The sequence below is a fragment of the Collimonas rhizosphaerae genome (assembly GCF_038896935.1).
Lineage (GTDB): Bacteria > Pseudomonadota > Gammaproteobacteria > Burkholderiales > Burkholderiaceae_D > Collimonas > Collimonas rhizosphaerae.
This window is the reverse complement of sequence record NZ_JBANDC010000005.1, coordinates 237,371-257,337: the sequence shown is the minus strand read 5'-3', so window position 1 is coordinate 257,337 and position 19,967 is coordinate 237,371. Positions and strand designations below refer to the sequence as shown.

20 protein-coding genes are annotated in these 19,967 nt (G+C 60.2%); 8 read left to right on the top strand and 12 right to left on the bottom strand.

Translation table 11 applies throughout. The features are described from left to right. Window positions 1-82 precede the first annotated feature (82 nt). From V8G57_RS09400 to V8G57_RS09390, 3 genes are all read right to left on the bottom strand, one after another. Window positions 83-355, bottom strand: a complete 273-nt coding sequence (locus V8G57_RS09400) for a DUF4148 domain-containing protein (RefSeq protein WP_342829138.1) — start codon at window positions 353-355, stop codon at window positions 83-85. Window positions 356-741: 386 nt separating this feature from the next. Further along, on the bottom strand, window positions 742-1,863 hold the full coding sequence (mnmA, locus tag V8G57_RS09395; protein ID WP_092397247.1) for a tRNA 2-thiouridine(34) synthase MnmA: 1,122 nt from the start codon (window positions 1,861-1,863) through the stop codon (window positions 742-744). Next, entirely contained in the window at window positions 1,856-2,341 is a 486-nt protein-coding gene (locus tag V8G57_RS09390) for an NUDIX hydrolase (protein ID WP_092397248.1), read from the bottom strand. The genes mnmA and V8G57_RS09390 overlap by 8 nt, the downstream gene beginning before the upstream one ends. A 302-nt stretch (window positions 2,342-2,643) precedes the next feature. On the opposite strand from V8G57_RS09390, the gene V8G57_RS09385 reads away from it, so the two are divergent. The 4 genes from V8G57_RS09385 to V8G57_RS09370 all read left to right on the top strand — a co-directional run bounded on the left by V8G57_RS09385 (window position 2,644) and on the right by V8G57_RS09370 (window position 6,045). After that, window positions 2,644-3,759, top strand: coding sequence for a Re/Si-specific NAD(P)(+) transhydrogenase subunit alpha (locus tag V8G57_RS09385; RefSeq protein ID WP_342829137.1), 1,116 nt, complete (start codon window positions 2,644-2,646; stop codon window positions 3,757-3,759). Between the two features lie 102 nt (window positions 3,760-3,861). Further along, window positions 3,862-4,224 (top strand): aspartate 1-decarboxylase, encoded by a 363-nt coding sequence (gene panD / locus V8G57_RS09380; RefSeq protein WP_092397482.1) that lies wholly within the window; start codon window positions 3,862-3,864, stop codon window positions 4,222-4,224. A 61-nt stretch (window positions 4,225-4,285) separates the two neighbouring features. After that, window positions 4,286-4,612, top strand: a complete 327-nt coding sequence (locus tag V8G57_RS09375) for an NAD(P) transhydrogenase subunit alpha part 2 (RefSeq protein ID WP_092353619.1) — start codon at window positions 4,286-4,288, stop codon at window positions 4,610-4,612. Further along, the gene (locus V8G57_RS09370) at window positions 4,609-6,045 is read left to right on the top strand and encodes an NAD(P)(+) transhydrogenase (Re/Si-specific) subunit beta (RefSeq protein ID WP_342829136.1); all 1,437 of its coding nucleotides are present in this window, start codon (window positions 4,609-4,611) and stop codon (window positions 6,043-6,045) included. Before V8G57_RS09375 ends, V8G57_RS09370 begins: the two co-directional genes overlap by 4 nt. A gap of 76 nt (window positions 6,046-6,121) precedes the next feature. Here the strand turns inward: V8G57_RS09370 and V8G57_RS09365 are convergent, their stop codons facing one another. From V8G57_RS09365 to V8G57_RS09345, 5 genes are all read right to left on the bottom strand, one after another. Next, the gene (locus tag V8G57_RS09365) at window positions 6,122-7,291 is read right to left on the bottom strand and encodes a UbiH/UbiF/VisC/COQ6 family ubiquinone biosynthesis hydroxylase (RefSeq protein ID WP_342829135.1); all 1,170 of its coding nucleotides are present in this window, start codon (window positions 7,289-7,291) and stop codon (window positions 6,122-6,124) included. Continuing rightward, window positions 7,288-7,941 (bottom strand): HAD family hydrolase, encoded by a 654-nt coding sequence (locus V8G57_RS09360; protein ID WP_342829134.1) that lies wholly within the window; start codon window positions 7,939-7,941, stop codon window positions 7,288-7,290. Before V8G57_RS09360 ends, V8G57_RS09365 begins: the two co-directional genes overlap by 4 nt. Before the next feature lie 5 nt (window positions 7,942-7,946). Continuing rightward, a complete protein-coding gene (locus V8G57_RS09355) occupies window positions 7,947-9,287 on the bottom strand; it encodes an aminopeptidase P N-terminal domain-containing protein (protein WP_342829133.1) in 1,341 nt (446 codons plus the stop codon). 66 nt (window positions 9,288-9,353) lie between these two features. Beyond that, a complete protein-coding gene (gene murU / locus V8G57_RS09350; protein ID WP_342829132.1) occupies window positions 9,354-10,061 on the bottom strand; it encodes an N-acetylmuramate alpha-1-phosphate uridylyltransferase MurU in 708 nt (235 codons plus the stop codon). 22 nt (window positions 10,062-10,083) lie between these two features. Beyond that, the gene (locus V8G57_RS09345; protein ID WP_092397262.1) at window positions 10,084-11,136 is read right to left on the bottom strand and encodes an aminoglycoside phosphotransferase family protein; all 1,053 of its coding nucleotides are present in this window, start codon (window positions 11,134-11,136) and stop codon (window positions 10,084-10,086) included. Window positions 11,137-11,318: 182 nt separating this feature from the next. On the opposite strand from V8G57_RS09345, the gene V8G57_RS09340 reads away from it, so the two are divergent. The 4 genes from V8G57_RS09340 (at window position 11,319) to rsmA (ending at window position 17,048) form a co-directional block, all read left to right on the top strand. Beyond that, on the top strand, window positions 11,319-13,658 hold the full coding sequence (locus V8G57_RS09340) for an LPS-assembly protein LptD (protein ID WP_342829131.1): 2,340 nt from the start codon (window positions 11,319-11,321) through the stop codon (window positions 13,656-13,658). A gap of 68 nt (window positions 13,659-13,726) precedes the next feature. Further along, on the top strand, window positions 13,727-15,091 hold the full coding sequence (locus tag V8G57_RS09335) for a peptidylprolyl isomerase (RefSeq protein ID WP_342829130.1): 1,365 nt from the start codon (window positions 13,727-13,729) through the stop codon (window positions 15,089-15,091). A gap of 33 nt (window positions 15,092-15,124) precedes the next feature. Continuing rightward, window positions 15,125-16,201, top strand: a complete 1,077-nt coding sequence (pdxA, locus tag V8G57_RS09330; protein WP_342829129.1) for a 4-hydroxythreonine-4-phosphate dehydrogenase PdxA — start codon at window positions 15,125-15,127, stop codon at window positions 16,199-16,201. A gap of 73 nt (window positions 16,202-16,274) precedes the next feature. Continuing rightward, a complete protein-coding gene (gene rsmA / locus V8G57_RS09325; RefSeq protein WP_342829128.1) occupies window positions 16,275-17,048 on the top strand; it encodes a 16S rRNA (adenine(1518)-N(6)/adenine(1519)-N(6))-dimethyltransferase RsmA in 774 nt (257 codons plus the stop codon). A 94-nt stretch (window positions 17,049-17,142) separates the two neighbouring features. Here rsmA and gloA read toward each other — a convergent pair whose 3' ends face one another. From gloA to gmhB, 4 genes are all read right to left on the bottom strand, one after another. After that, a complete protein-coding gene (gloA, locus tag V8G57_RS09320) occupies window positions 17,143-17,553 on the bottom strand; it encodes a lactoylglutathione lyase (RefSeq protein ID WP_144738991.1) in 411 nt (136 codons plus the stop codon). Window positions 17,554-17,640: 87 nt separating this feature from the next. Beyond that, the gene (locus tag V8G57_RS09315; RefSeq protein WP_342829127.1) at window positions 17,641-18,540 is read right to left on the bottom strand and encodes a M48 family metallopeptidase; all 900 of its coding nucleotides are present in this window, start codon (window positions 18,538-18,540) and stop codon (window positions 17,641-17,643) included. 56 nt (window positions 18,541-18,596) lie between these two features. Continuing rightward, window positions 18,597-19,340, bottom strand: coding sequence for a lysophospholipid acyltransferase family protein (locus tag V8G57_RS09310; protein ID WP_092397276.1), 744 nt, complete (start codon window positions 19,338-19,340; stop codon window positions 18,597-18,599). 62 nt (window positions 19,341-19,402) lie between these two features. After that, the gene (gene gmhB, locus V8G57_RS09305; protein WP_092397278.1) at window positions 19,403-19,960 is read right to left on the bottom strand and encodes a D-glycero-beta-D-manno-heptose 1,7-bisphosphate 7-phosphatase; all 558 of its coding nucleotides are present in this window, start codon (window positions 19,958-19,960) and stop codon (window positions 19,403-19,405) included. Window positions 19,961-19,967 lie beyond the last annotated feature (7 nt).

Below are 19,967 nucleotides of genomic sequence, written 5' to 3'. Positions count from 1 at the left end.
AATAGCAAAACGCCAGCTAGGCTGGCGTTTTGTGTAATTCTGAAACTCGCTGGATCAGTGTTGCATCAGATGCTTTTACAGCTTAGTTGCCGCTATAAACCGATGGCTCTGCCTTGTCGAGCTGGCTGACTACGTCAGCGCGGGTTTCCGGCTGGCCTACGGCTGCAACCACAGGGTACTGGTTGCGGGCCACGGTCAGCGAACCGTCTTTCTGGGCTTGCACCAGTTCGGCCTGGACATCGGCGCGCGATTTGGCCGAAACAAACGGCGTTTCAGGTGGATATGGAGCGTCGGCCAAGGCGCTGCCAGCGGCAGCCAAAATTGCGAGGCCTGCAATAATTTGTTTCGTGTTCATGTTTTTCTCCGATAAGTGGTTGATGGCACCGGGCTCGGCGGAACAGGCGTTGTGCAGCCCGTCGGGTCCTGCCTCGGTGAGCGGCGCACTTGCATTGGTTGATATTGCTTGTGTGTTGCGCCCATCGATGAAGCAAGTGTAGAGGCATCACGATCAACAATAAATGGTCATATTGGAAATTGACTATTCCTGATATGGCAATAATAAAAAGGAACTTTTTGGTGCGGTGCGCAACCAAACCACGTTAAGCAGAAGCGGGAATCGATGCAGGCCGGGACAGCCGGCTGTAGAGGAACGCTGGTTTTGCACCAGGAAGATGCAAAACCAGGAAAAAACCAGGAAAAAACCAGGAAAAAACCAGGAAAAAACCAGGAAAAAACCAGGAATCAGGCGATGTTGCCGGACGATTCGATGATGCCGCCGCCGAGACAGACATCGCCGTCGTACAGCACCGCGGATTGCCCCGGGGTGACAGCCCATTGCGGATCACTGAACCTGAGCGCGAAATTTTCCGTTCCAGGCAGCAGCAGGCTGTCAAACGCGCAGGCCATGTCGGCTTGCCGGTAGCGTGTCTTGGCCGACAGCTGGCCGCTGCCCGGCGCTTCTCCTGCCACCCAGCTGAGCTGGCCAGCCTGCAGCGTCGACGACAACAGCCACGGGTGATCATGCCCCTGGACGATGTACAAGGTGTTGTTTTCCACATCTTTCCTGGCGACATACCAGGGATCGCTATCGCCGCCGGCATTCTTGTGCGTCTTCATGCCCCCCAGGCCAATGCCCTTGCGCTGGCCCAGCGTGTAAAAACTCAAGCCGACATGTTCGCCCACCACGTCGCCGTCGGGGGTCTTCATCGGTCCCGGCTTATAAGACAGGTAGCGGTTCAGGAATTCGCGGAACGGCCGTTCGCCGATAAAGCAGATGCCGGTCGAGTCCTTCTTCTTGGCATTCGGCAACTGGATCTGCTCGGCGATCTTGCGCACCTCGGTTTTCTGGATTTCCCCCAGCGGGAACAGGGTCCGCGACAGTTGCGACTGGTTCAGCCGGTGCAGGAAATAACTTTGATCCTTGCTGGCGTCGACCGCTTTCAACAGTTCGAAGCGGCCGGAATCGGCCTGCCGCACGCGCGCGTAATGGCCGGTGGCGATCAGGTCGGCGCCTAGCTTCATGGCGTGGTCGAGGAATGCCTTGAACTTGATTTCGGCGTTGCACAGCACGTCCGGATTCGGCGTGCGCCCAGCCTGGTACTCGCGCAGGAATTCGGCGAATACCCGGTCCTTGTACTCGGCGGCAAAATTGACCGCTTCGATATCGACCCCGATCACGTCGGCCACGCTGACCGCATCGATCCAGTCCTGCCGCGTCGAACAGTATTCGGAATCGTCGTCGTCTTCCCAGTTCTTCATGAACAGGCCGATCACTTCGTAACCCTGCTGTTTCAGCATCCAGGCCGACACCGAGGAGTCGACACCGCCCGACATGCCGATCACTACACGTTTTTTATTAGACATGGGCCGCTCCGCAAGCGCTGGGATGGGTGTTGAGCATGGTCAGCGGCGCGCGCTGGCCGCGCAGGTAATCGTCGATGCACAGCAGCACTTGCGGGCTGCGGTGGCGTTCCGTGCACGCCGCCAGTTCGTCGCGCGACATCCACAAGGTGCGCAAGATGCCATGGTCGAGCGCCTGCTCATGCCGTGCGCCGAGATCGCCGCAGAAGGCGAAACGCAAATAAGTGACCGCTTTGCCGGTGCGCGCCGATACATAACGCGCCATATACATGCCAACCAGCGCGGTAGGGGTGAAGTCGTGCGCGGTTTCTTCCAGCGTTTCGCGCACGACCGCCTGCACCAGCGACTCGTTGGGATCGAGATGGCCGGCTGGCTGGTTGATGCGGATGCCGTCACTGGTCGCTTCTTCAATCAGCAAGAAGCGGCCGTCGCGCTCTATGATCGCGGCAACTGTGACGGAGGGTTTCCAAACGTCAGTCATAAATTCCTCGGTTAATCCGATATTTTAACTTGCCTGCCGGTTTTCGATGGGAAGCGGCTCAAGGCGGCGCAGCGTCTTAGCACAGAAAGCGGGTGTGATTGTAGCCATATTCACAACGGGGGATTAATTTTAGGATAAATAACCTACATCAAGACCTCTGGTTGTTGAGCCGCAATTTTTCCGTGTAAGATTCCATACAGCTAATTTGCAGGGCAGGGTTGAAGAGCCGCCTGGCCTGGGGGCGTGGTGCGTTATCCCGCCCTCGGCAAATCCAAGAATTCTTAACATAGTGGGAGAAGTACATGAAAATCGGCATTCCCGCCGAGACGCGGCCCGGCGAAACCCGGGTTGCTGCGACTCCGGAGACGGTAAAGAAGCTGGTGGCAGCCAAGCACCAGGTGCTGGTGCAGTCCGGCGCAGGCATTTCATCCAGCATTACCGATGAAGCCTACGCCGCCGCAGGCGCCGAGATAGTCACTGCCGCCGCGGCGTTCGGCGTTGAAACCGTGCTCAAGGTGCGCGCTCCCGGCGCCGATGAACTGGCCTTGCTGAAAAGCGGCACGGTCGTGGTCGGCATGTTGAATCCTTTTGATGCCGACAATATTGCTGTTATGGCAAGCTACGGCCTGACCGCGTTTGCACTGGAAGCGGCGCCGCGCACTTCGCGCGCGCAATCGATGGATGTGCTGTCGTCGCAAGCCAATATCGCCGGCTACAAGGCAGTGCTGATGGCGGCCAATACCTACCAGCGCTTCATGCCGATGCTGATGACCGCCGCCGGTACGGTCAAGGCGGCGCGCATGCTGATCATGGGCGCCGGGGTTGCCGGTTTGCAGGCGATCGCCACCGCCAAGCGCCTGGGCGCGGTGATCGAGGCTTCCGACGTGCGGCCCGCGGTCAAGGAGCAGATCGAGTCGCTCGGCGCAAAATTCCTGGACGTGCCTTTCGTTACCGACGAAGAAAAGGAAATCGCCCAGGGCGTGGGCGGGTATGCGCGGCCGATGCCGGCTGACTGGATGCGGCGCCAGGCTGAACTGGTGCATGAGCGCGCCAAGCAGGCTGACATCATCATCACCACCGCCCTGATCCCCGGCCGCAAAGCGCCGGTGCTGATCAGCGAAGACACCGTCAAGGCGATGAAGCCGGGTTCGGTGATCCTCGACATGGCGGTCGACCAGGGCGGCAACTGCCCCTTGTCGGAAAGCGGCAAGACCGTCGTCAAGCATGGCGTCCATATCATCGGCGAAGGTAACCTGGCGGCGCTGGTGGCGGCCGATGCTTCGGCGCTGTATGCGCGCAACCTGCTCGATTTCCTCAAGCTGATCATCAACGCCGAAGGCGGCCTGGTGATCAACCGCGAGGACGATATCGTGGCCGCCACCTTGCTGTGCAGCGGCGGCGAAGTGCTGCGCAAATAAGCGACACAAATAAGCTGCGCAAGACAAGTACCGATTTAATCAATGGCTGTAAAGGGGCAGCCGGCCTTGGCCGGCGGCTTCGTAAAACTGGAGAAACAAGATATGCAACGCATCATGCTGCGCGCCAAGATCCATCGCGCAACCGTTACCCAAGCTGACCTGCACTACGAGGGCTCTTGCGGGATAGATGAAGACCTGCTGGAAGCGGCAGACATCCGCGAGTTTGAAAAAATCGAGCTGTACAACGTCAACAACGGCCAGCGTTTCTCGACCTATGCGATCCGCGGCAAGCGCGGCAGCGGCGAGATTTCGCTGAACGGCGCCGCTGCGCGCTGCGCCCACCTGGGCGACCTGCTGATCATCTGTACCTATGCCCCGCTTTCGAATGAAGAGGCCAGCAGCCATGTGCCGAAAGTGGTGTTTGTCGACGACAACAACCGGATCACCGGCCTCAAGAAAATCTAAGGCGAATGCTGAAAGGCAACTGGGCAAATCGGCAACGCTGTCCTTCTATCAAGGGGAAACCATGGAAGTCACGCACACCATCACCAACCTGATCATTTTCGTACTGGCGATCTACGTCGGCTACCACGTGGTCTGGACCGTCACACCGGCATTGCATACGCCGTTGATGGCGGTCACCAACGCCATTTCGGCCATCATCATCATCGGCGCCATGCTGGCGGCCGGCCTGACCGAAGGCATCGTCGGCCAGGTCGCCGGCACGCTGGCGGTGGCGCTGGCAGCCGTCAATGTATTCGGCGGCTTCCTGGTGACCCAGCGCATGCTGGAAATGTTCAAGAAAAAAGAGCCTAAGGCAAAACCTGCCGCAAAAGAGGGAGCGCAGCAATGAGCATGAACCTGGTGACCTTGTTGTACCTGATCGCCTCGGTCTGCTTCATCCAGGCGCTCAAGGGTTTGTCGCATCCGTCTTCGGCGCGGCGCGGTAATGTCTTCGGCATGAGCGGCATGGCGATTGCGGTCGTCACCACGATCGCCCTGATCGTCAAGCTGAAGGCCGAATCGCAGGGCGCCGGCCTCGGCTTCTGGCTGGTGGCCGGCGGCGTGGTGGTGGGCGGCGGCATCGGCGCCATGCTGGCCAAGCGGGTAGAGATGACCAAGATGCCGGAACTGGTGGCGGCGATGCACTCGCTGATCGGCCTGGCAGCGGTGTGTATCGCGGTTGCAGCAGTGTCGGAGCCATGGGCTTTCGGTATCGCCGCACATGGCGAGTTGCTGCCGACCGGTAACCGCATCGAACTGTTCATCGGCACCTTCGTCGGCGCGATTACCTTCTCCGGTTCGGTGATCGCCTTCGGCAAGTTGTCGGGCAAGTATAAATTCCGCCTGTTCCAGGGCGCGCCGGTGAGTTTCCGCGGCCAGCATTTCATCAACCTGTTGCTGGCTGTGGCGATGCTGGGACTGGGGTTGATCTTTGTGCTGACGCAGTCCTGGCTGCCCTTCATCCTGATGACCATCATCGCGTTTGCGCTGGGCGTGTTGATCATTATCCCGATCGGCGGCGCCGACATGCCGGTGGTGGTGTCGATGCTCAACAGCTATTCAGGCTGGGCCGCTGCCGGCATCGGTTTTTCGCTGAACAACTCGATGCTGATCATCGCCGGTTCGCTGGTCGGCTCAAGTGGTGCGATCCTGTCTTACATCATGTGCAAGGCGATGAACCGTTCGTTCTTCAATGTGATCCTGGGCGGCTTCGGCGGCGATGCTGCTGCTGCGACATCGGCTGGCGCACAGGCCCAGCGCCCGGTGAAATCCGGCTCAGCTGACGATGCTTCGTTCCTGCTGGGGAATGCTGAAACCGTCATCATCGTTCCCGGCTACGGCCTGGCGGTGGCGCGTGCCCAGCATGCATTGATGGAGCTGGCTGAAAAACTGTCGCACAAGGGTGTCATCGTCAAGTTCGCGATTCACCCGGTGGCGGGGCGCATGCCAGGCCACATGAACGTGCTGCTGGCGGAGGCCGAAGTGCCGTACGACCAGGTGTTCGAGATGGAAGACATCAACAGCGAATTCGCCCAGGCCGATGTGGTGCTGGTGCTGGGCGCCAACGACGTCGTCAATCCGGCTGCCAAGGATCCGAAGTCATCGATTGCCGGCATGCCTATCCTGGAAGCCTACAAAGCCAAGACCGTGATCGTCAACAAGCGTTCGATGGCCTCGGGCTATGCCGGGCTGGACAACGAACTATTCTATATGGACAAGACCATGATGGTGTTCGGCGACGCCAAGAAGGTGATTGAAGATATGGCTAAGGCGATCGAGTAAGCGTCGGCTGTCCTTGTAAAAAAGCCGCGGCAGGTAAAACTGCCGCGGCTTTTTTTATCGTGCGGCAGGCGCGGATTCAGCGCCTTCCGAACATCATTTGCTGCGCCAGCAAGCGCCTGGCCGGTTTCACCACATCGACCAGCCCGAGCGACAGGCCGAGCAGGGTCTGCGACAGCGCGCCGTCGGGGGCGCTGGCGAAGATCCGCGCCATGACGTCGGTGAGATGTATCGTCAGGCTCCGGTCTGCCTGCCTGGCGGCGGTAAACCGCAGCAGCGTATCGGGCTCCGTGCCGCCGGCCAGCAGGCGCGCCAGGACCGCGGCATCGCGCAGGCCCAGGTTCAATCCCTGGCCGGCAACCGGATGCAGGGTTTGCGCGGCGTTGCCGATGGCGACGGTCCTGGCGGACGCTGCCGGGCATGCATTCAAGCCCAATGGAAAACTGTTGCGCGCCGAGGTTTTGGTAAAGCGCCCGAGCCGGCCGCCGAAAGCTTCCGCCAGCGCCGCCAGGAACGCCGCATCGTCCAGCGCCAGCAGCTGGCTGGCGGTAGCGGGGCGCACGCACCATACCAAGGCGTAGTTGTTGCCCTGGCCGTCGTCTTGCGGCAGCAGCGCCAGCGGCCCTTGGTCGGTAAACCGCTCAAACGCGCGGTGCGCAACCGGCGCGCTGCTCTGGACATGGGCGACGATGCCGATCTGCTCGTAATCGCGCTGCAGCGACTTGTCGTCCTGGGCGCCGAACAGGCCGCCCTCGGCTTGCACCAGCAATTTACTGCGCAACGCACGGCCGTCCGACAATTGCAGCTCTACGCAGTCTTCCTGCTCGGTGCTGGCGCTGACCTGCGCCGGCCTCAGCAACTGCACGCCCGCCAACGCCGGCAGTGCCGCCAACGCGGTCACCAGGGTTCCGTAACGCGTGACATAACCAAGCGCCGGCAGCTGGAATTCTTCACGCTGGATCAGCGTGCGGCCGAAATGCGCGCGGCGCGACACATGGATCTGGTGGATGGCGGTGGCGGCAACCGGCCAGGCGCCGATCTCTTGCAGTATCTGGCGGCTGCCGTAGGACAGCGCCAGGGAGCGCGGATCCTGGCGCGCCTGCTCGACTGTCTTGGCGTCGATGAGGGCAATGCGGTCGGCTGCCACGCCGCGTTTCACCAGCAAGGCCGCCATGCTCAAGCCGACCGGGCCGGCGCCGCAGATGGCGATGTCGGCGTCGGTCCGAGGCTGGTCGATATGCTGGTTCATGCCGGCAAACCCCACGCACGCAATTGCGCTGCGGTCGATTCGGGAGATGTGTGGTGGATGGCGCGCCAGCCGAGCGCGCGCGCAGCCTCGGCGTTGCGCTGGACGTCGTCGATGAACACCAGGTGTTCCGCTTGTGCGCCTGGATAGTGCTTGCGGATGCGCTCCAGCATGCGTTGATAAATGCGCGCATCCGGTTTGATCAGTTTTTCCTCGCCGGACACCAGTACATCCTTGAAGCGCTGGAGGACGGACTGGAACGGATGGGTCTTGCGGGCATAGGGAAAAGTTTCGGCCGACCAGTTGGTCAGGGCGTACAGCGGCACGCCGGCTGTTTCCAGCGCCTCGAAAATCGCCATGCCTTCTGCCAGCGTACCGTTCAGCATTTCGGTCCAGCGCGCGTAAAAGGCATGGATCAATTGCGCATGGCCAGGATGGTGCTCGCTGAGCGTTGCAGTCGCTTCGCTCAACGGGCGGCCGCCATCTTGCTGGAGATTCCATTCGCCGTTGCAGATATTGGCGAGGAACCATTTGCGTTCGGCCTCATCGGCGATCAGCTTGCGGTAAAGGTAATCCGGGTTCCAGTCGAAGAGGACACCACCGAGGTCGAACACGACGATGGTGGGCGTTGCCGCTGTATTTGCCGTTGCCATGGACGTCACTTGCGCATCAACGCTTCGATCTCGGCCACCGATGTCGGCACGCCGCTGGTCAGGTTCAGGTTGCCGTCGGCGGTGACCAGGATATCGTCTTCGATGCGGATGCCGATGTTCCAGTATTGCTCCGGCACGCCCTCGGCCGGACGCACGTAGATGCCTGGCTCGACCGTGGTGACCATGCCGGGCTGCAGCTTGCGCCACGGTTTTTGCTGGCCCTCGGGAGCCGCTTCGCCGGGTTCACGGTAGGCGCCGACGTCATGCACGTCAAGGCCGATCCAGTGGCCGGTGCTGTGCATGTAGAACTGGCGGTAATCGCCTTTTGCAATCACGTCGTCGAGCGTGCCGCTCTTGTTCTTGTCGAGCAGGCCGGTATCCAGCATGCCTTGCGCCAGCACCCGCAGCGCCGCGTTGTGGCCGTCGATGAAGCGCTGTCCCGGCCGGGTGGCCGCGATCGCCGCGTGCTGCGCCGCCAGCACGATTTCATACAAGGTTTTTTGCGGGCCCGAGAATATCCCGTTGGCGGGAAAGGTGCGGGTGATGTCGGAAGCATAGCTTTCGAACTCGCAGCCGGCGTCGATCAGCACCAGGTCGCCGTCCTTCAGCTCGGTGTTGCCGGCGCGGTAATGCAGCACGCAGGCGTTGGCGCCGGTAGCGACGATCGAGGTATAGGCGGGCGATTCGGCGCCGTTGCTGCGGAATTCATGCAGGATTTCCGCTTCCAGATGGTATTCGCGCTGGCCGGGGCGCGCCATGCGCATGGCGCGGCAATGGGCGCCGGCGGCAATGTGCCCCGAGCGCTGCATGATCGCGTGCTCTCCGGCGTCCTTGAACAGGCGCATTTCGGCCAGCAGCGGATCCAGGCTGTGGATGGTGGCCGGCGCGCTGATGCCGACGCGGGCCTGGCCGCCCAGCTTGTTGAGCCAGCCTTGCAGCTGGGCGTCGCGGTTGGCTTGTTTGCCCAGCGAGTAAAAGATCGCCGGCGCATCGGCCAGCAGCTTCGGCATTTCTTCGTCGATGGCGTCGATCGCATAGGCGGCGTCGAAACCGAGCTGTTCGCGCGCGGCGGCCGGGCCGAAACGGAAGCCGTCCCAGATTTCCCGTTCCAGGTTTTTTTCGCGGCAGAACAAGATCGCCTTGGGGTCTTTGCCTGCGACCAGCACGATCACGGCGTCCGGTTCGGTGAAGCCGGACAGGTAATAGAAACTGCTGTCGTGACGGTAGGGGAAGTCGGAATCGGCGTTGCGTGCGGCTTCGGGCGCGGTCGAGATAATGGCGACGCCGCCGCCCATGGCCTGCATTTGCGCAATCAGTTTGCTGCGGCGTGTGCTGTAAGGAGTCATGCTGGCGTCTTTCTGGAATAGGTTGGGTTGCTGTCGCTTATATATTGACGATTACTGCGTTGACGATTACAGCGGCGCGTTCAGTTGGTTCAGGCGTTCGATGGTGCCGACATCGGTCCAGTCGCCGCGATACACTTCGCCGCCGATCTGGCCGCGTGCCGCGTATTCGCGCAGCAAGGTCACCAGTTTTTCGGACTGGCCGGGGCTGACGGTGTCGAACATGGCTGGACGATACACCCCGATGCCGGAATAGGTGTAGGTCTGGCCGGCTTCGCCGTCGTTGCTGACGGAAAAACTATGCAGGCCGAAATCCCCTTGCGGATGATGGACCGGGTTTTTCACCAGGTAGAGCCAGGCGTTGTCGCGCTTGTCCGGTGCATACGGCTGGCCCCAGATGTCATTGTCTTCCAGCGTATTCTTGACCTGCTCGAAATTGAAATGCGGGCAATAGACATCGCCCGCAATCGCCACGAACGGCGCTTCGCCCAGCAGGTGGCGGGCGTTGGCGATGCCGCCGGCGGTTTCCAGCGCCACGGCTTCCGGCGAGTAGGCGATGGTGGCGCCGAATTTGCTGCCGTCGCCCAGCGCATCTTCGATCATCTGCCCCAGGTGGGCGTGGTTGATGACGATTTCGGTGATGCCGGCGCGCACCAGGTTGACGATGTGCCAGACGATCAGCGCCCGGCCGCGGACCTTGAGCAGGGGCTTGGGAAGGGTGTCGGTCAGCGGGCGCATGCGCTCTCCGCGGCCGGCGGCAAAAATCATGGCTTTCATGGATGTTTTACCCGGGTTGCCATCAGAACGTATAACCGACTTGCACAGCCTTGTCTTCCAGCTTGTCCAGCAAACGCACCAGCGGAATCAGTTCGCGGTAGCGCAATGCCGTCTTGCGGACGTAGTCCATGACCAGCGGGATGTCTTTCAGGTAGGCTTCCTTGCCGTCACGGTGATGCAGGCGCGCGAACAGGCCAAGGATTTTCAGGTGCCGCTGCAGCCCCATGTATTCGAAATCGCGGTAGAAAGTATCAATGTCGGTCGCGACCGGCAGGCCTGCGCGTTTGGCGCGTTCCCAGTAACGGATCATCCAGTCGAGCACTTGCGCTTCCTCCCACTGGATGTAGACATCGCGCAGCAGCGAAACGATATCGTAGGTGATCGGGCCGTATAGCGCGCCCTGGAAATCCAGCACGCCGGGATTGCCGCTTGGCAGCACCATCAGGTTGCGCGAATGGTAATCGCGATGGATGAATACCTGCGGCTGCGCCAGGTTGTTGGCCAGGATGGCGTCGAATACCTTGTTCAGGTCCGCGGTTTGCTGGTCGGTCAGGGTTGCCTTCAAGTGCTTGCCCAGGTACCACTCGGGGAATATTTGCAATTCTCGCAACAGGAAGGCGCGGTCGTATTCGGGCAATACGTCCGGCCGGCTTTTGGTTTGCAGCAGCACCAGGGCGTCGATGGCATCCATATATAGCGCCGGCGCGCTGTCGTCATTCAATTGCTGCAGGTAAGTCGTGGAGCCGAGGTCGGACAGCAGCAGGAAGCCGCGTTCGAGGTCTTGCGCCAGGATTGCCGGCACCGACAGGCCGATGCCGGCAAACAGCCCGGCAATTTCGATGAACGGCCGCACGTCTTCTTGCGGCGGCGGCGCGTCCATGACAATCAGGGTCTTGGCCCCAACTGTTCCTGGAGCGGCCGTGTCGATTCTGAAATAACGCCGGAAACTGGCGTCGGCAGAGGCAGGGCGGAGGGTTGAGGGGACGGTTGGCACGGCGTCAAGCGCAGTTAGCCATTCGACAATTTGGGTCTGGCGCAGATCAGGCAGGGCAGGGGCAGACGGTGACAAAGGCATTGAGCAATCCAGTATTACGGTTATCGGTGGTGAGTTCCCATATAATAAGGGATTAAATTCAAAAAATCGCCTGCCATGGTGTTTGCCAAATTCATTTCATGACCCGGTCCTCCTCAGCGCTACCTAAGCAATTCCAGTCATGTCCAGGCCGGGCCGCGTCCCAGTTGCCTGCCTTGCGGCGCATGACTATCCTGGTGGCTTCGGTCGTCGCGGCAGCGTACATGCCAATGTGGGCATGGGCGCAAACGACCGAAACGGTCGCGCCGGCCGTTCCCGCCACGCAAAACAGCATCAAGCCGCCGCGCGTCAACGATAGCGACGCGCCGACCACGGTAGAGGCCGAGCAGATGACCGGCCGGCCGGACCGGCTGATCAACCTGGATAACGATGTGGACATGACGCGCGGCCAGACCAACGTCAAGTCGGACAAGGCGACCTACCGGATTGTCGAAAACGAGGCGGAAGCCCACGGCTGCGTGCGCATGAACCGCTACGGCGACAAATACACCGGCGACGATCTCAAGCTGAATATGGATTCGGGGCAAGGTTTCCTGACGAATCCGACATACTGGTTCAAGGCCAATGACGGCCACGGCAGCGCGGAACGCATCGATTTTATCGACGAGGACAAGTCAAAAGTCATCACCGGCACCTACACTACCTGCCCGAGCACCAAGCCGGACTGGTATATCAAGTCGAGTACGCTGGATGTCGACAGCGGGCTGGGCGAGGGGACTGCCCATAACGGCGTGCTGTATTTCAAGAGCGTGCCCATCCTTGCTTCGCCGATCCTGTCTTTCCCGTTGTCGAACGACCGCCAGTCAGGCGTGCTGCCGCCGATCATAGGGACCACCAATAACGGCGGCTTCGAGTTCAACCTGCCTTATTATTTCAATATCGCCCCTAACCGCGACTTGACGCTGTACCCCAACATCATCACCCAGCGCGGTCTGCAGATGGGCGGCGACGCCCGCTACATAGGGGATGGCTATAGCGGCCAGACCAAGATCGAGTACCTGCCCGACGACAAGCTGACCAAGACCAATCGTTATGCCGTGCAGTCGATTCATCTGCAGACGCTGGCGCCTGGTTTCACCATGGGCTGGAATGTCAACTTCGCCTCGGACAATAATTATCCCGACGATTTTTCTCGTTCGATTACCCAAAGCTCTACCCGGACACTGAATCGGGAATTCGATTTGAACTATACCGGTTCATTCTGGAACGTGGCAGCGCTGGCATCGCGCTATCAGGTATTGCAGGATTTCGATTCCAATGGGAATCCGACGCTCAGCCGCCCCTATGACCGCCTGCCTCAAGTCACCCTCAATGCAGGCAAGCAGGATATTTACGGGTTTGACTGGAACGTGACCGCGCAATACACCCGCTTCAGGAATGGCCAATACGATTTTCCGCAAGGCAGCGGCACCACATATACCAGCAGCACCTTGCTGCCATTGGGCGGCGAGCGCATCTATATCAATCCGCAGCTTTCTTACCCGATCATTCGCCCCGGCTATTTCATCACGCCAAAGATCCAGCTGGATGCAACCTCCTATAACATCTCGCCGAATAAATTCGACATACCGAATCCGATTCCGGCGGGCCAAACCCCCTTGGGAAATAGTTATAGCCGGGTACTGCCAACCTTCTCGCTGGACAGCGGTTTGATTTTCGAGCGCGACGCAAAGTTTTTCGGCAACCCGATGACGCAGACGCTGGAGCCGCGGCTGTTCTATGTGCGCACGCCTTTCCGTGACCAGAGCCAGTATCCGCTGTTCGACAGCGGTGTCGCCGATTTCAATTTCGCCCAGATCTTTACCGAGAACCGGTATACCGGCCATGACCGTATCGGCGACGCCAACCAGCTGACGGCTGCCGTGATCTCGCGCTTTATCGAAGAGTCCGGCATAGAGCGCTTGCGCCTGGGTATCGGCCAGCGGTTTTATTTCACCCCGCCGCGCGTTTCATTGGGCGGAACTACCGATACGATCACCACCAGCCGTTCGGATCTGCTGCTGTCGGCAGGCGGGCAGGTGACGCAGGCGCTGGGCATCGACAATACGATCCAGTATAGCCAGAGCAATAACCAGTGGGTGCGCGCCAGCTCCAACATCAAGTGGCAGCCGGGCCCGAAAAAAGTTATCAATTTCTCCTATCAGCTGGACCACAATAACGTCGATCCGCTGCTGCTGGACAATAAGTACCTGAAGCAATTCGACCTCTCCGCACAGTGGCCGCTGAGCCGCCGCTGGTACGGCGTTGGCCGCGTCAGTTATTCCCTGCAGGAAAAAACGGTCGGGCAAAGCCTGCTTGGACTTGAGTACAAGGCCGATTGCTGGGTCTTCCGCGTGGTTGGACAACGCACGCCGACCTCGTCAACCCGCACGACTACAGGTATATTCGTGCAACTTGAGTTGAATGGTTTGTCAAGTATCGGCTCCAATCCGATGCAAGCCCTGCGCAGCAGTGTCCCAGGTTATCAGAATGTTAATCAACCCGACTCTTTCATTAGCCGTTGAATCCGTCATTTTTACTTATGAACGTTTTTCCAATTATGCGTAAAACCAATCAAATCCAACTCGCTGCAATGGCATTCTCGCTGTTGTCCGTTACTGCCGGCGGCGCCTTGGCCCAAGCCGCATCGACGACGCCGCCGGCGGTTGCGCCAACTACGGCGCCGGCTGCCAAGCCAGCAGCGGCCAAGGCAAATCCGCAGACCGTGGACGCTATCGTCGCGGTGGTGAACACGGACGTGATTACCCAGCAGGAATTGGCGAAACGCATGAGCGACGTGGTGCAGCGCATGCGCGCCCAGAATATCGAATTGCCGCCGGTTGCCGAGCTGCAAAAACAATTGCTGGAACGCATGATCCTTGAGCGCGCCGAAACGCAGCTGGCGAAAGAAAATGGCTTGTCGGTGGACGACGTCATGCTGGACCGGGCGATCAGCCGGATCGCCGAGCAGAACAAATTGTCGATGGCGGATTTCCAGAAGCAGCTGGCGCAGGACAAGATTCCTTATGCATCTTTCCGCGAAGAAATTCGCCAGGAAATGTTATTGCAGCGGCTGCGCGAACGTGAAGTCGACAACAAGATCCAGATTTCCGAATCGGAAGTCGACAACTACCTCGCCGCTGAAAGCAGCAACAAGCAAACCGCCCAGGAACTCGACCTGGCGCAGATCCTGGTCCGGGTGCCGGAGAATGCGTCGGCCGAACAGATTGCACAGCGCGCCAAGCGGGCTGAAGAAGCCATGCAGCAAATCAAGTCGGGCGGCAACTTCGCCGCTGTCGCTGCCGCTTATTCCGATGCCAGCGACGCCCTGACCGGCGGCGACATGGGCTGGCGTCCGCAAGACCGCCTGCCGGCGCTGTTTGTGGAAGCCGTCGCGAATCTGAATCCGGGACAGGTATCGAGCATCCTGAAAAGCGCCAACGGCTTTCATATCATCAAGCTGGTGAACAAGCGCGCAGCTGCGGCAGCCGCCGATACTGCCGCGGCGCCGGTCCAGCAAACCCATGTGCGGCATATCCTGATCAAGGTGACGCCAACCGTGACGGCGGCAGAAGCACGCCGCCGCCTGGTCGACCTGAAAGAGCGCATCGACAACAAGGCTGCGACGTTTGAAGAGCTGGCCAAACTGTATTCGAACGATTTGTCGGCTTCCAAGGGCGGCGACCTCGGCTGGGTTTACCCCGGCGACACCGTGCCGGAATTCGAACGCGCGATGGATGGCTTGAAGCCGGGCCAGGTCAGCGATCCGGTCGAATCGCCGTTCGGCTATCACCTGATCCAGGTGGTGGAGCGCAAGGCCAACGACGTATCCAAGGAACGCCAGCGCCTGGCAGCACGGATGGCGATTCGTGAACGCAAGACGGAAGAAGCCGCGAACGAGTGGCTGCGCCAATTGCGTGACCGCACTTACGTCGAATACCGTAACGACGACCGTTGATTGCTGTGTACCAGCCAGCCTTGAGGGTAGCGCATGTCTGATCAGCCGGCCGCGCAAGCGGCTGCAACTCCGCTTACATCGCCAAGGCCGATATTGGCCGTCACTTGCGGCGAGCCGGCCGGCATTGGTCCCGAAGTCGCGATCAAGGCCGCCTGGCAGCTGCGCGCCGAAATCAACAGCGTACTGATTGGCGACGCCGCTTTCCTGGCGATGGTCGCCGCCGAGATCGATCCGCAGATCCGGCTCGTAGCGTTGTCGCAGCACGCCTTGCGCAACAGCGGCCTGCCGAATTTCCCCCATGGCCAGATTGCCGTGATCGACTGTCCCCTGGATGCCCACGTGCAGCCGGGCCAGCTGGACGCGCGCAACGGTCGGGCCGTGCTGCGTACGCTGGATATTGCGATCAGCGGCGCACAGCAGGGGATATTCGACGGCATGGTCACCGCGCCCCTGCAAAAAAGCACGATCAATGACGCCGGGGTGCCATTTACCGGCCATACCGAATACCTTGCCGAAAAAAGCGCGACCGCACAGGTGGTGATGATGCTGGCCACGGACCGGACCACGCCGCCGCTGCGGGTAGCGCTGGCGACCACCCACCTGGCGCTGAAAGATGTCGCCGCAGCGCTCACCTTTGACAGCCTGAGCCGCACCATCGATATCCTGCATGCCGATCTGCAGAAAAAATTCGGCCTGGCGCAGCCGCGCATCCTGGTGACGGGTTTGAATCCGCATGCTGGCGAAGGCGGTTACCTGGGGCGCGAAGAAATCGATATCATCACGCCGGCGCTGCAAGCGGCCAAGGCGCGCGGCATTGCCGTCAGCGGCCCTTATCCGGCCGATACGCTGTTCCAGCAAAAATACCTGGAAGGTGCCGATTGCGTATTGGCGATGTATCACGACCAGGGTTTGCCGGTATTGAAATATGCCAGCTTTGGACACGGCATCAACATCACGCTGGGCTTGCCGTTCATCCGCACTTCGGTGGATCATGGCACTGCGCTCGATCTCGCCGCTGCCGGCCTGGGCCGGGCCGACCATGGCAGCATGCTGGCGGCGCTGAACGTTGCGGCGCAGATGGTGCGGCTGAGTCAATTGAGGAAAGAGTAAGCGGTTGCCTTGGGCCGGCTCTTGAACGCCCGGCCATGGTTGCAGCCTGTCCGCCTCGTAAATAAAGAAAAATATGAAGAACCACATTCCCCGCAAGCGCTTCGGCCAGAATTTCCTGACCGACGACACCGTGCTGTACAACATCATCAGCGCGATAGATCCGCAAGCCGACGACGATATGGTCGAAATCGGACCGGGCCTGGCCGCCATGACACGTTTGCTGCTGGAATCGCTGCGGCAATTGCATGTGGTCGAACTTGACCGCGACCTGGTGGCGCGGCTGCAAAAGAATTTTGATCCGGCCCGCTTGCATGTGCATTCCGCCGATGCGCTGAAATTCGATTTCAGCAGCATCCCCTTGGCTGGCGGCCGCAAGTTGCGCGTGGTCGGCAATCTTCCCTACAACATTTCCAGCCCATTGCTGTTCCATCTGGCGCAGATCGCGCCGCAGGTGCAGGACCAGCATTTCATGCTGCAAAAGGAAGTGGTGGAGCGCATGGTCGCTACGCCTGGCAGCAAGGCGTTCGGCCGCCTGTCGGTGATGCTGCAATGGCGCTACGACATGCAGCTGATGTTTATCGTGCCGCCGACTGCATTCGACCCGCCGCCGAAAGTGGAGTCGGCCATCGTGCGCATGATTCCGATTGCCCAGCCCCTGGCTTGCGACCAGAAAAAACTGGAAGATGTCGTACTCAAGGCGTTCACGCAAAGACGCAAGGTGATCAGGAACTGCCTGGCCGGCATGTTTACCGAAAATGACTTGATCGATGCGGGCGTCAATCCGCAGGCGCGGCCTGAAACCGTGTCGATGGAATTGTTCGTGGCGCTGGCGAACCGCCTGCCCTGATTTTCCTGGCTGTTCCTTCCTTCAGCCTTGAACGAAGGAACATCGATGCAATTTGGCCGGATTCGCCGCGGCCTTATCTTTTGTGTCGCTCGGTCTATAAAGCGGCGCCGGCGGAAACGCCGTCCTTGCGTTCGATCAGTTCAATTTTATAGCCGTCGGGATCCTGCACAAAGGCGATGACGGTACTGCCTCCCTTCACCGGTCCTGCTTCCCGCGTCACGTTGCCGCCTTGCGCCTTGACGTCGGCACAGGCTTTGTAGGCATCTTCCACCGCCACCGCCAGGTGCCCGAACGCCGTGCCCTGGTCGTAGCTGTCGACGCCGTAGTTATAGGTCAGCTCCAGTTCGGCGTGGTCGGGATTGCTGCCGTAGCCGACGAACGCCAGCGTGTATTTGTACTCGGGATTGTCGTTGGTGCGCAGCAGTTTCATGCCCAGCACCTTGGTGTAAAAATCGATGGAACGTTGCAGGTTGCCGACGCGCAGCATGGTATGGAGGATTCGCATGGTTGTTCTCGATGGTTGGGATGAGAGATGTTGCTCAGGCTTGCGCCGATATTTTAAATCGGCGCAACAAATCGGGCAGCGCTTGCCCTAGAAAACCGGCAAGGTTTCCTGGGCGCTGTCGCGCAGGGTTTTCCTGGCCGTTTCAAATTCGGGAAAAATCGATTGCACCGTGGCCCAGAAACGCGGGCTGTGGTTCATCTCGCGCAAATGCGAGAGCTCATGCGCAATCACATAATCAATCAGCGGCAGCGCAAAATGCATCAGCCGCCAGTTCAGCCGGATCTTGCCTTCCGAAGTGCAGGAGCCCCACTGGGTGGTCGCCGACGACAGCGCAAACGACTGGTAGGTGACGCCGAGTTTTTCGGCATAGATCGGCAGGCGTTCGGCGAATACGCGCTTGGCTTCGAGCTGCAGCCAGCCCAGCACGCGGTCCTTGAGCTGCTGCTCGCCGGCGTCGGCCGGCAGGCAGACGATCAGCTGGCCGCTGGCATCGTCAAAGTGGATGCCGGCCTTCTGGGTGGCGTGGATGCGCAGAGTGATGCTGCGCCCCATGTAGGGCAGGGTCTCGCCGTCGCGCCATTGCATTTGCGGCTGCATGCGGCGTGTCGAACGGTCGCGGTATTCGCTCAGCTTGGTAAAAATCCAACGTTTCTTTTCACGGATGGCGGTTTCGATATCGCCCAGGGTCACCCACTTGGGGGCGGTGACGCGCAGGCCGTCGTCGCTGATCAGGAAGCCGATAGAGCGCCGTTTGGAGCGTAGCAGGGTGTAGTCGAGCACATGCTCGCCAAAGCGCAGGCGGCGCTTGCCTGGCGCCAGCGCGGTCGGTTCCTCAGGCGCCGGGGCCAGCGGCTTTGGCCTTGGCAGCGGGCCGGCCGGCGGCGGCGCAACGGGCAGCGTGCTGGCGGCCAGGTCATCGGCAAACAAATCCAGTTGCAGCGCTTGCTGCTGCTGTGCCTTGCCCTGGGGCCGACCATGCGGTCCCAAGCGCGGCTTTGCTGGCTTTTGATGCAATAATTTCAATGGTGTCCAAACTGGAGGGGTTATTGCTGCCTGGAATAAACATGCGGTGAAATCACGCGCATTTCAGATTCTATCCAATTTTCGACTTTCGCCATCAGCTCGCTGCTATCCATGCCTTCCGGAGCAATCGGCTTGCCGATGGAGACGGTGATCAGCCCCGGTTTCTTGATGAAGGAATTCTTCGGCCAGCACTCGCCGGCGTTGTGCGCGATCGGCACCACCACGGTGTTGGTTTCCACTGCCAGGCGGCTGCCGCCGTTCTTGTATTTGCCGGTCTCACCGACCGGAATCCGCGTGCCTTCCGGGAACATGATGATCCACTGGCCGTCTGCCAGCCGCTTGCGTCCTTGCACCACCACCTGGGCGAAGGCGTCGCGGCCTTTGCTGCGATCGATAGGAATCATGCGCAGCAGGGCGATGCCCCAGCCGAAAAACGGAATATAGGTCAGCGATTTCTTGAACACGAACACCAGCGGGCGCGGCGTCATCTGCAGCAGGAAAATCGTTTCCCAGGCCGATTGGTGCTTGCTCAGCACGACTGCCGGCGCATCGGGGAAATTTTCAAAGCCCTTGACCTGGTAGCGGATGCCGCAAATGACCTTGGCCATCCAGATCACCATGACATTCCAGCGCGCGGTCAGGTAGTAGCGCCGGGCGTAAGGAAAGGGGGCGAACAGGATGCAAGCCATGGACCAGACCACGGTCAGGACAGTCATCAGCAGGAAGAACAGAAGGGAACGTAAAAACAGGGAAAAACGCAACATGCAGACTCCAGGTATTTTTTTCTAAACAAGCGATCTTTTTACGGGGCCGGGCCATCCGCCAGTCAGACTGACAGCTCCACCGGTTTCTTCAACAGGAATTCAACCACTGCCGCCAGGTCAGGAAAAACCAGGGTGCCGGGCGGCAGGCCGCCTTTGTCGCGCGTCTTCTCGCCTTTGCCGGTAAGCACCAGGTAAGGCGCGCAGCCGGCAACGAAGCCTGCCTGCAAGTCGCGCAACGAGTCGCCTACCGTCGCCACGCCGCCGCGCAGGCTGATCTCGAAGCGTTTGCCGATGTCGTGGAACATGCCGGGCTTGGGCTTGCGGCAATCGCAGTTGTCGTCGGCGGCATGCGGGCAAAAAAAGATGGCGTCGATTTCGGCGCCGACCAGCTGCGCCGCTTCATGCATTTTCTGATGGATCGCCATCAGCGTCGGCATGTCGAACAAGCCGCGCGCGATACCCGACTGGTTGGTCGCCACCACGACCCGATAGCCTGCCTGGTTCAGGCGTGCTATCGCTTCCAGCGAACCCTTGATCGGAATCCATTCGTCGGGCGATTTGATGAAGGCGTCCGAATCCTGGTTGATGACGCCGTCGCGGTCGAGGATGATGAGTTTCATGGCTACC

Coding starts and splice junctions, on each gene's coding strand:
- V8G57_RS09400 (WP_342829138.1), bottom strand. CDS start 355: ATGAACACGAAACAAATTATTGCAGGCCTCGCAATTTTGGCTGCCGCT.
- mnmA (WP_092397247.1), bottom strand. CDS start 1,863: ATGTCTAATAAAAAACGTGTAGTGATCGGCATGTCGGGCGGTGTCGAC.
- V8G57_RS09390 (WP_092397248.1), bottom strand. CDS start 2,341: ATGACTGACGTTTGGAAACCCTCCGTCACAGTTGCCGCGATCATAGAG.
- V8G57_RS09385 (WP_342829137.1), top strand. CDS start 2,644: ATGAAAATCGGCATTCCCGCCGAGACGCGGCCCGGCGAAACCCGGGTT.
- panD (WP_092397482.1), top strand. CDS start 3,862: ATGCAACGCATCATGCTGCGCGCCAAGATCCATCGCGCAACCGTTACC.
- V8G57_RS09375 (WP_092353619.1), top strand. CDS start 4,286: ATGGAAGTCACGCACACCATCACCAACCTGATCATTTTCGTACTGGCG.
- V8G57_RS09370 (WP_342829136.1), top strand. CDS start 4,609: ATGAGCATGAACCTGGTGACCTTGTTGTACCTGATCGCCTCGGTCTGC.
- V8G57_RS09365 (WP_342829135.1), bottom strand. CDS start 7,291: ATGAACCAGCATATCGACCAGCCTCGGACCGACGCCGACATCGCCATC.
- V8G57_RS09360 (WP_342829134.1), bottom strand. CDS start 7,941: ATGGCAACGGCAAATACAGCGGCAACGCCCACCATCGTCGTGTTCGAC.
- V8G57_RS09355 (WP_342829133.1), bottom strand. CDS start 9,287: ATGACTCCTTACAGCACACGCCGCAGCAAACTGATTGCGCAAATGCAG.
- murU (WP_342829132.1), bottom strand. CDS start 10,061: ATGAAAGCCATGATTTTTGCCGCCGGCCGCGGAGAGCGCATGCGCCCG.
- V8G57_RS09345 (WP_092397262.1), bottom strand. CDS start 11,136: ATGCCTTTGTCACCGTCTGCCCCTGCCCTGCCTGATCTGCGCCAGACC.
- V8G57_RS09340 (WP_342829131.1), top strand. CDS start 11,319: ATGACTATCCTGGTGGCTTCGGTCGTCGCGGCAGCGTACATGCCAATG.
- V8G57_RS09335 (WP_342829130.1), top strand. CDS start 13,727: ATGGCATTCTCGCTGTTGTCCGTTACTGCCGGCGGCGCCTTGGCCCAA.
- pdxA (WP_342829129.1), top strand. CDS start 15,125: ATGTCTGATCAGCCGGCCGCGCAAGCGGCTGCAACTCCGCTTACATCG.
- rsmA (WP_342829128.1), top strand. CDS start 16,275: ATGAAGAACCACATTCCCCGCAAGCGCTTCGGCCAGAATTTCCTGACC.
- gloA (WP_144738991.1), bottom strand. CDS start 17,553: ATGCGAATCCTCCATACCATGCTGCGCGTCGGCAACCTGCAACGTTCC.
- V8G57_RS09310 (WP_092397276.1), bottom strand. CDS start 19,340: ATGTTGCGTTTTTCCCTGTTTTTACGTTCCCTTCTGTTCTTCCTGCTG.
- gmhB (WP_092397278.1), bottom strand. CDS start 19,960: ATGAAACTCATCATCCTCGACCGCGACGGCGTCATCAACCAGGATTCG.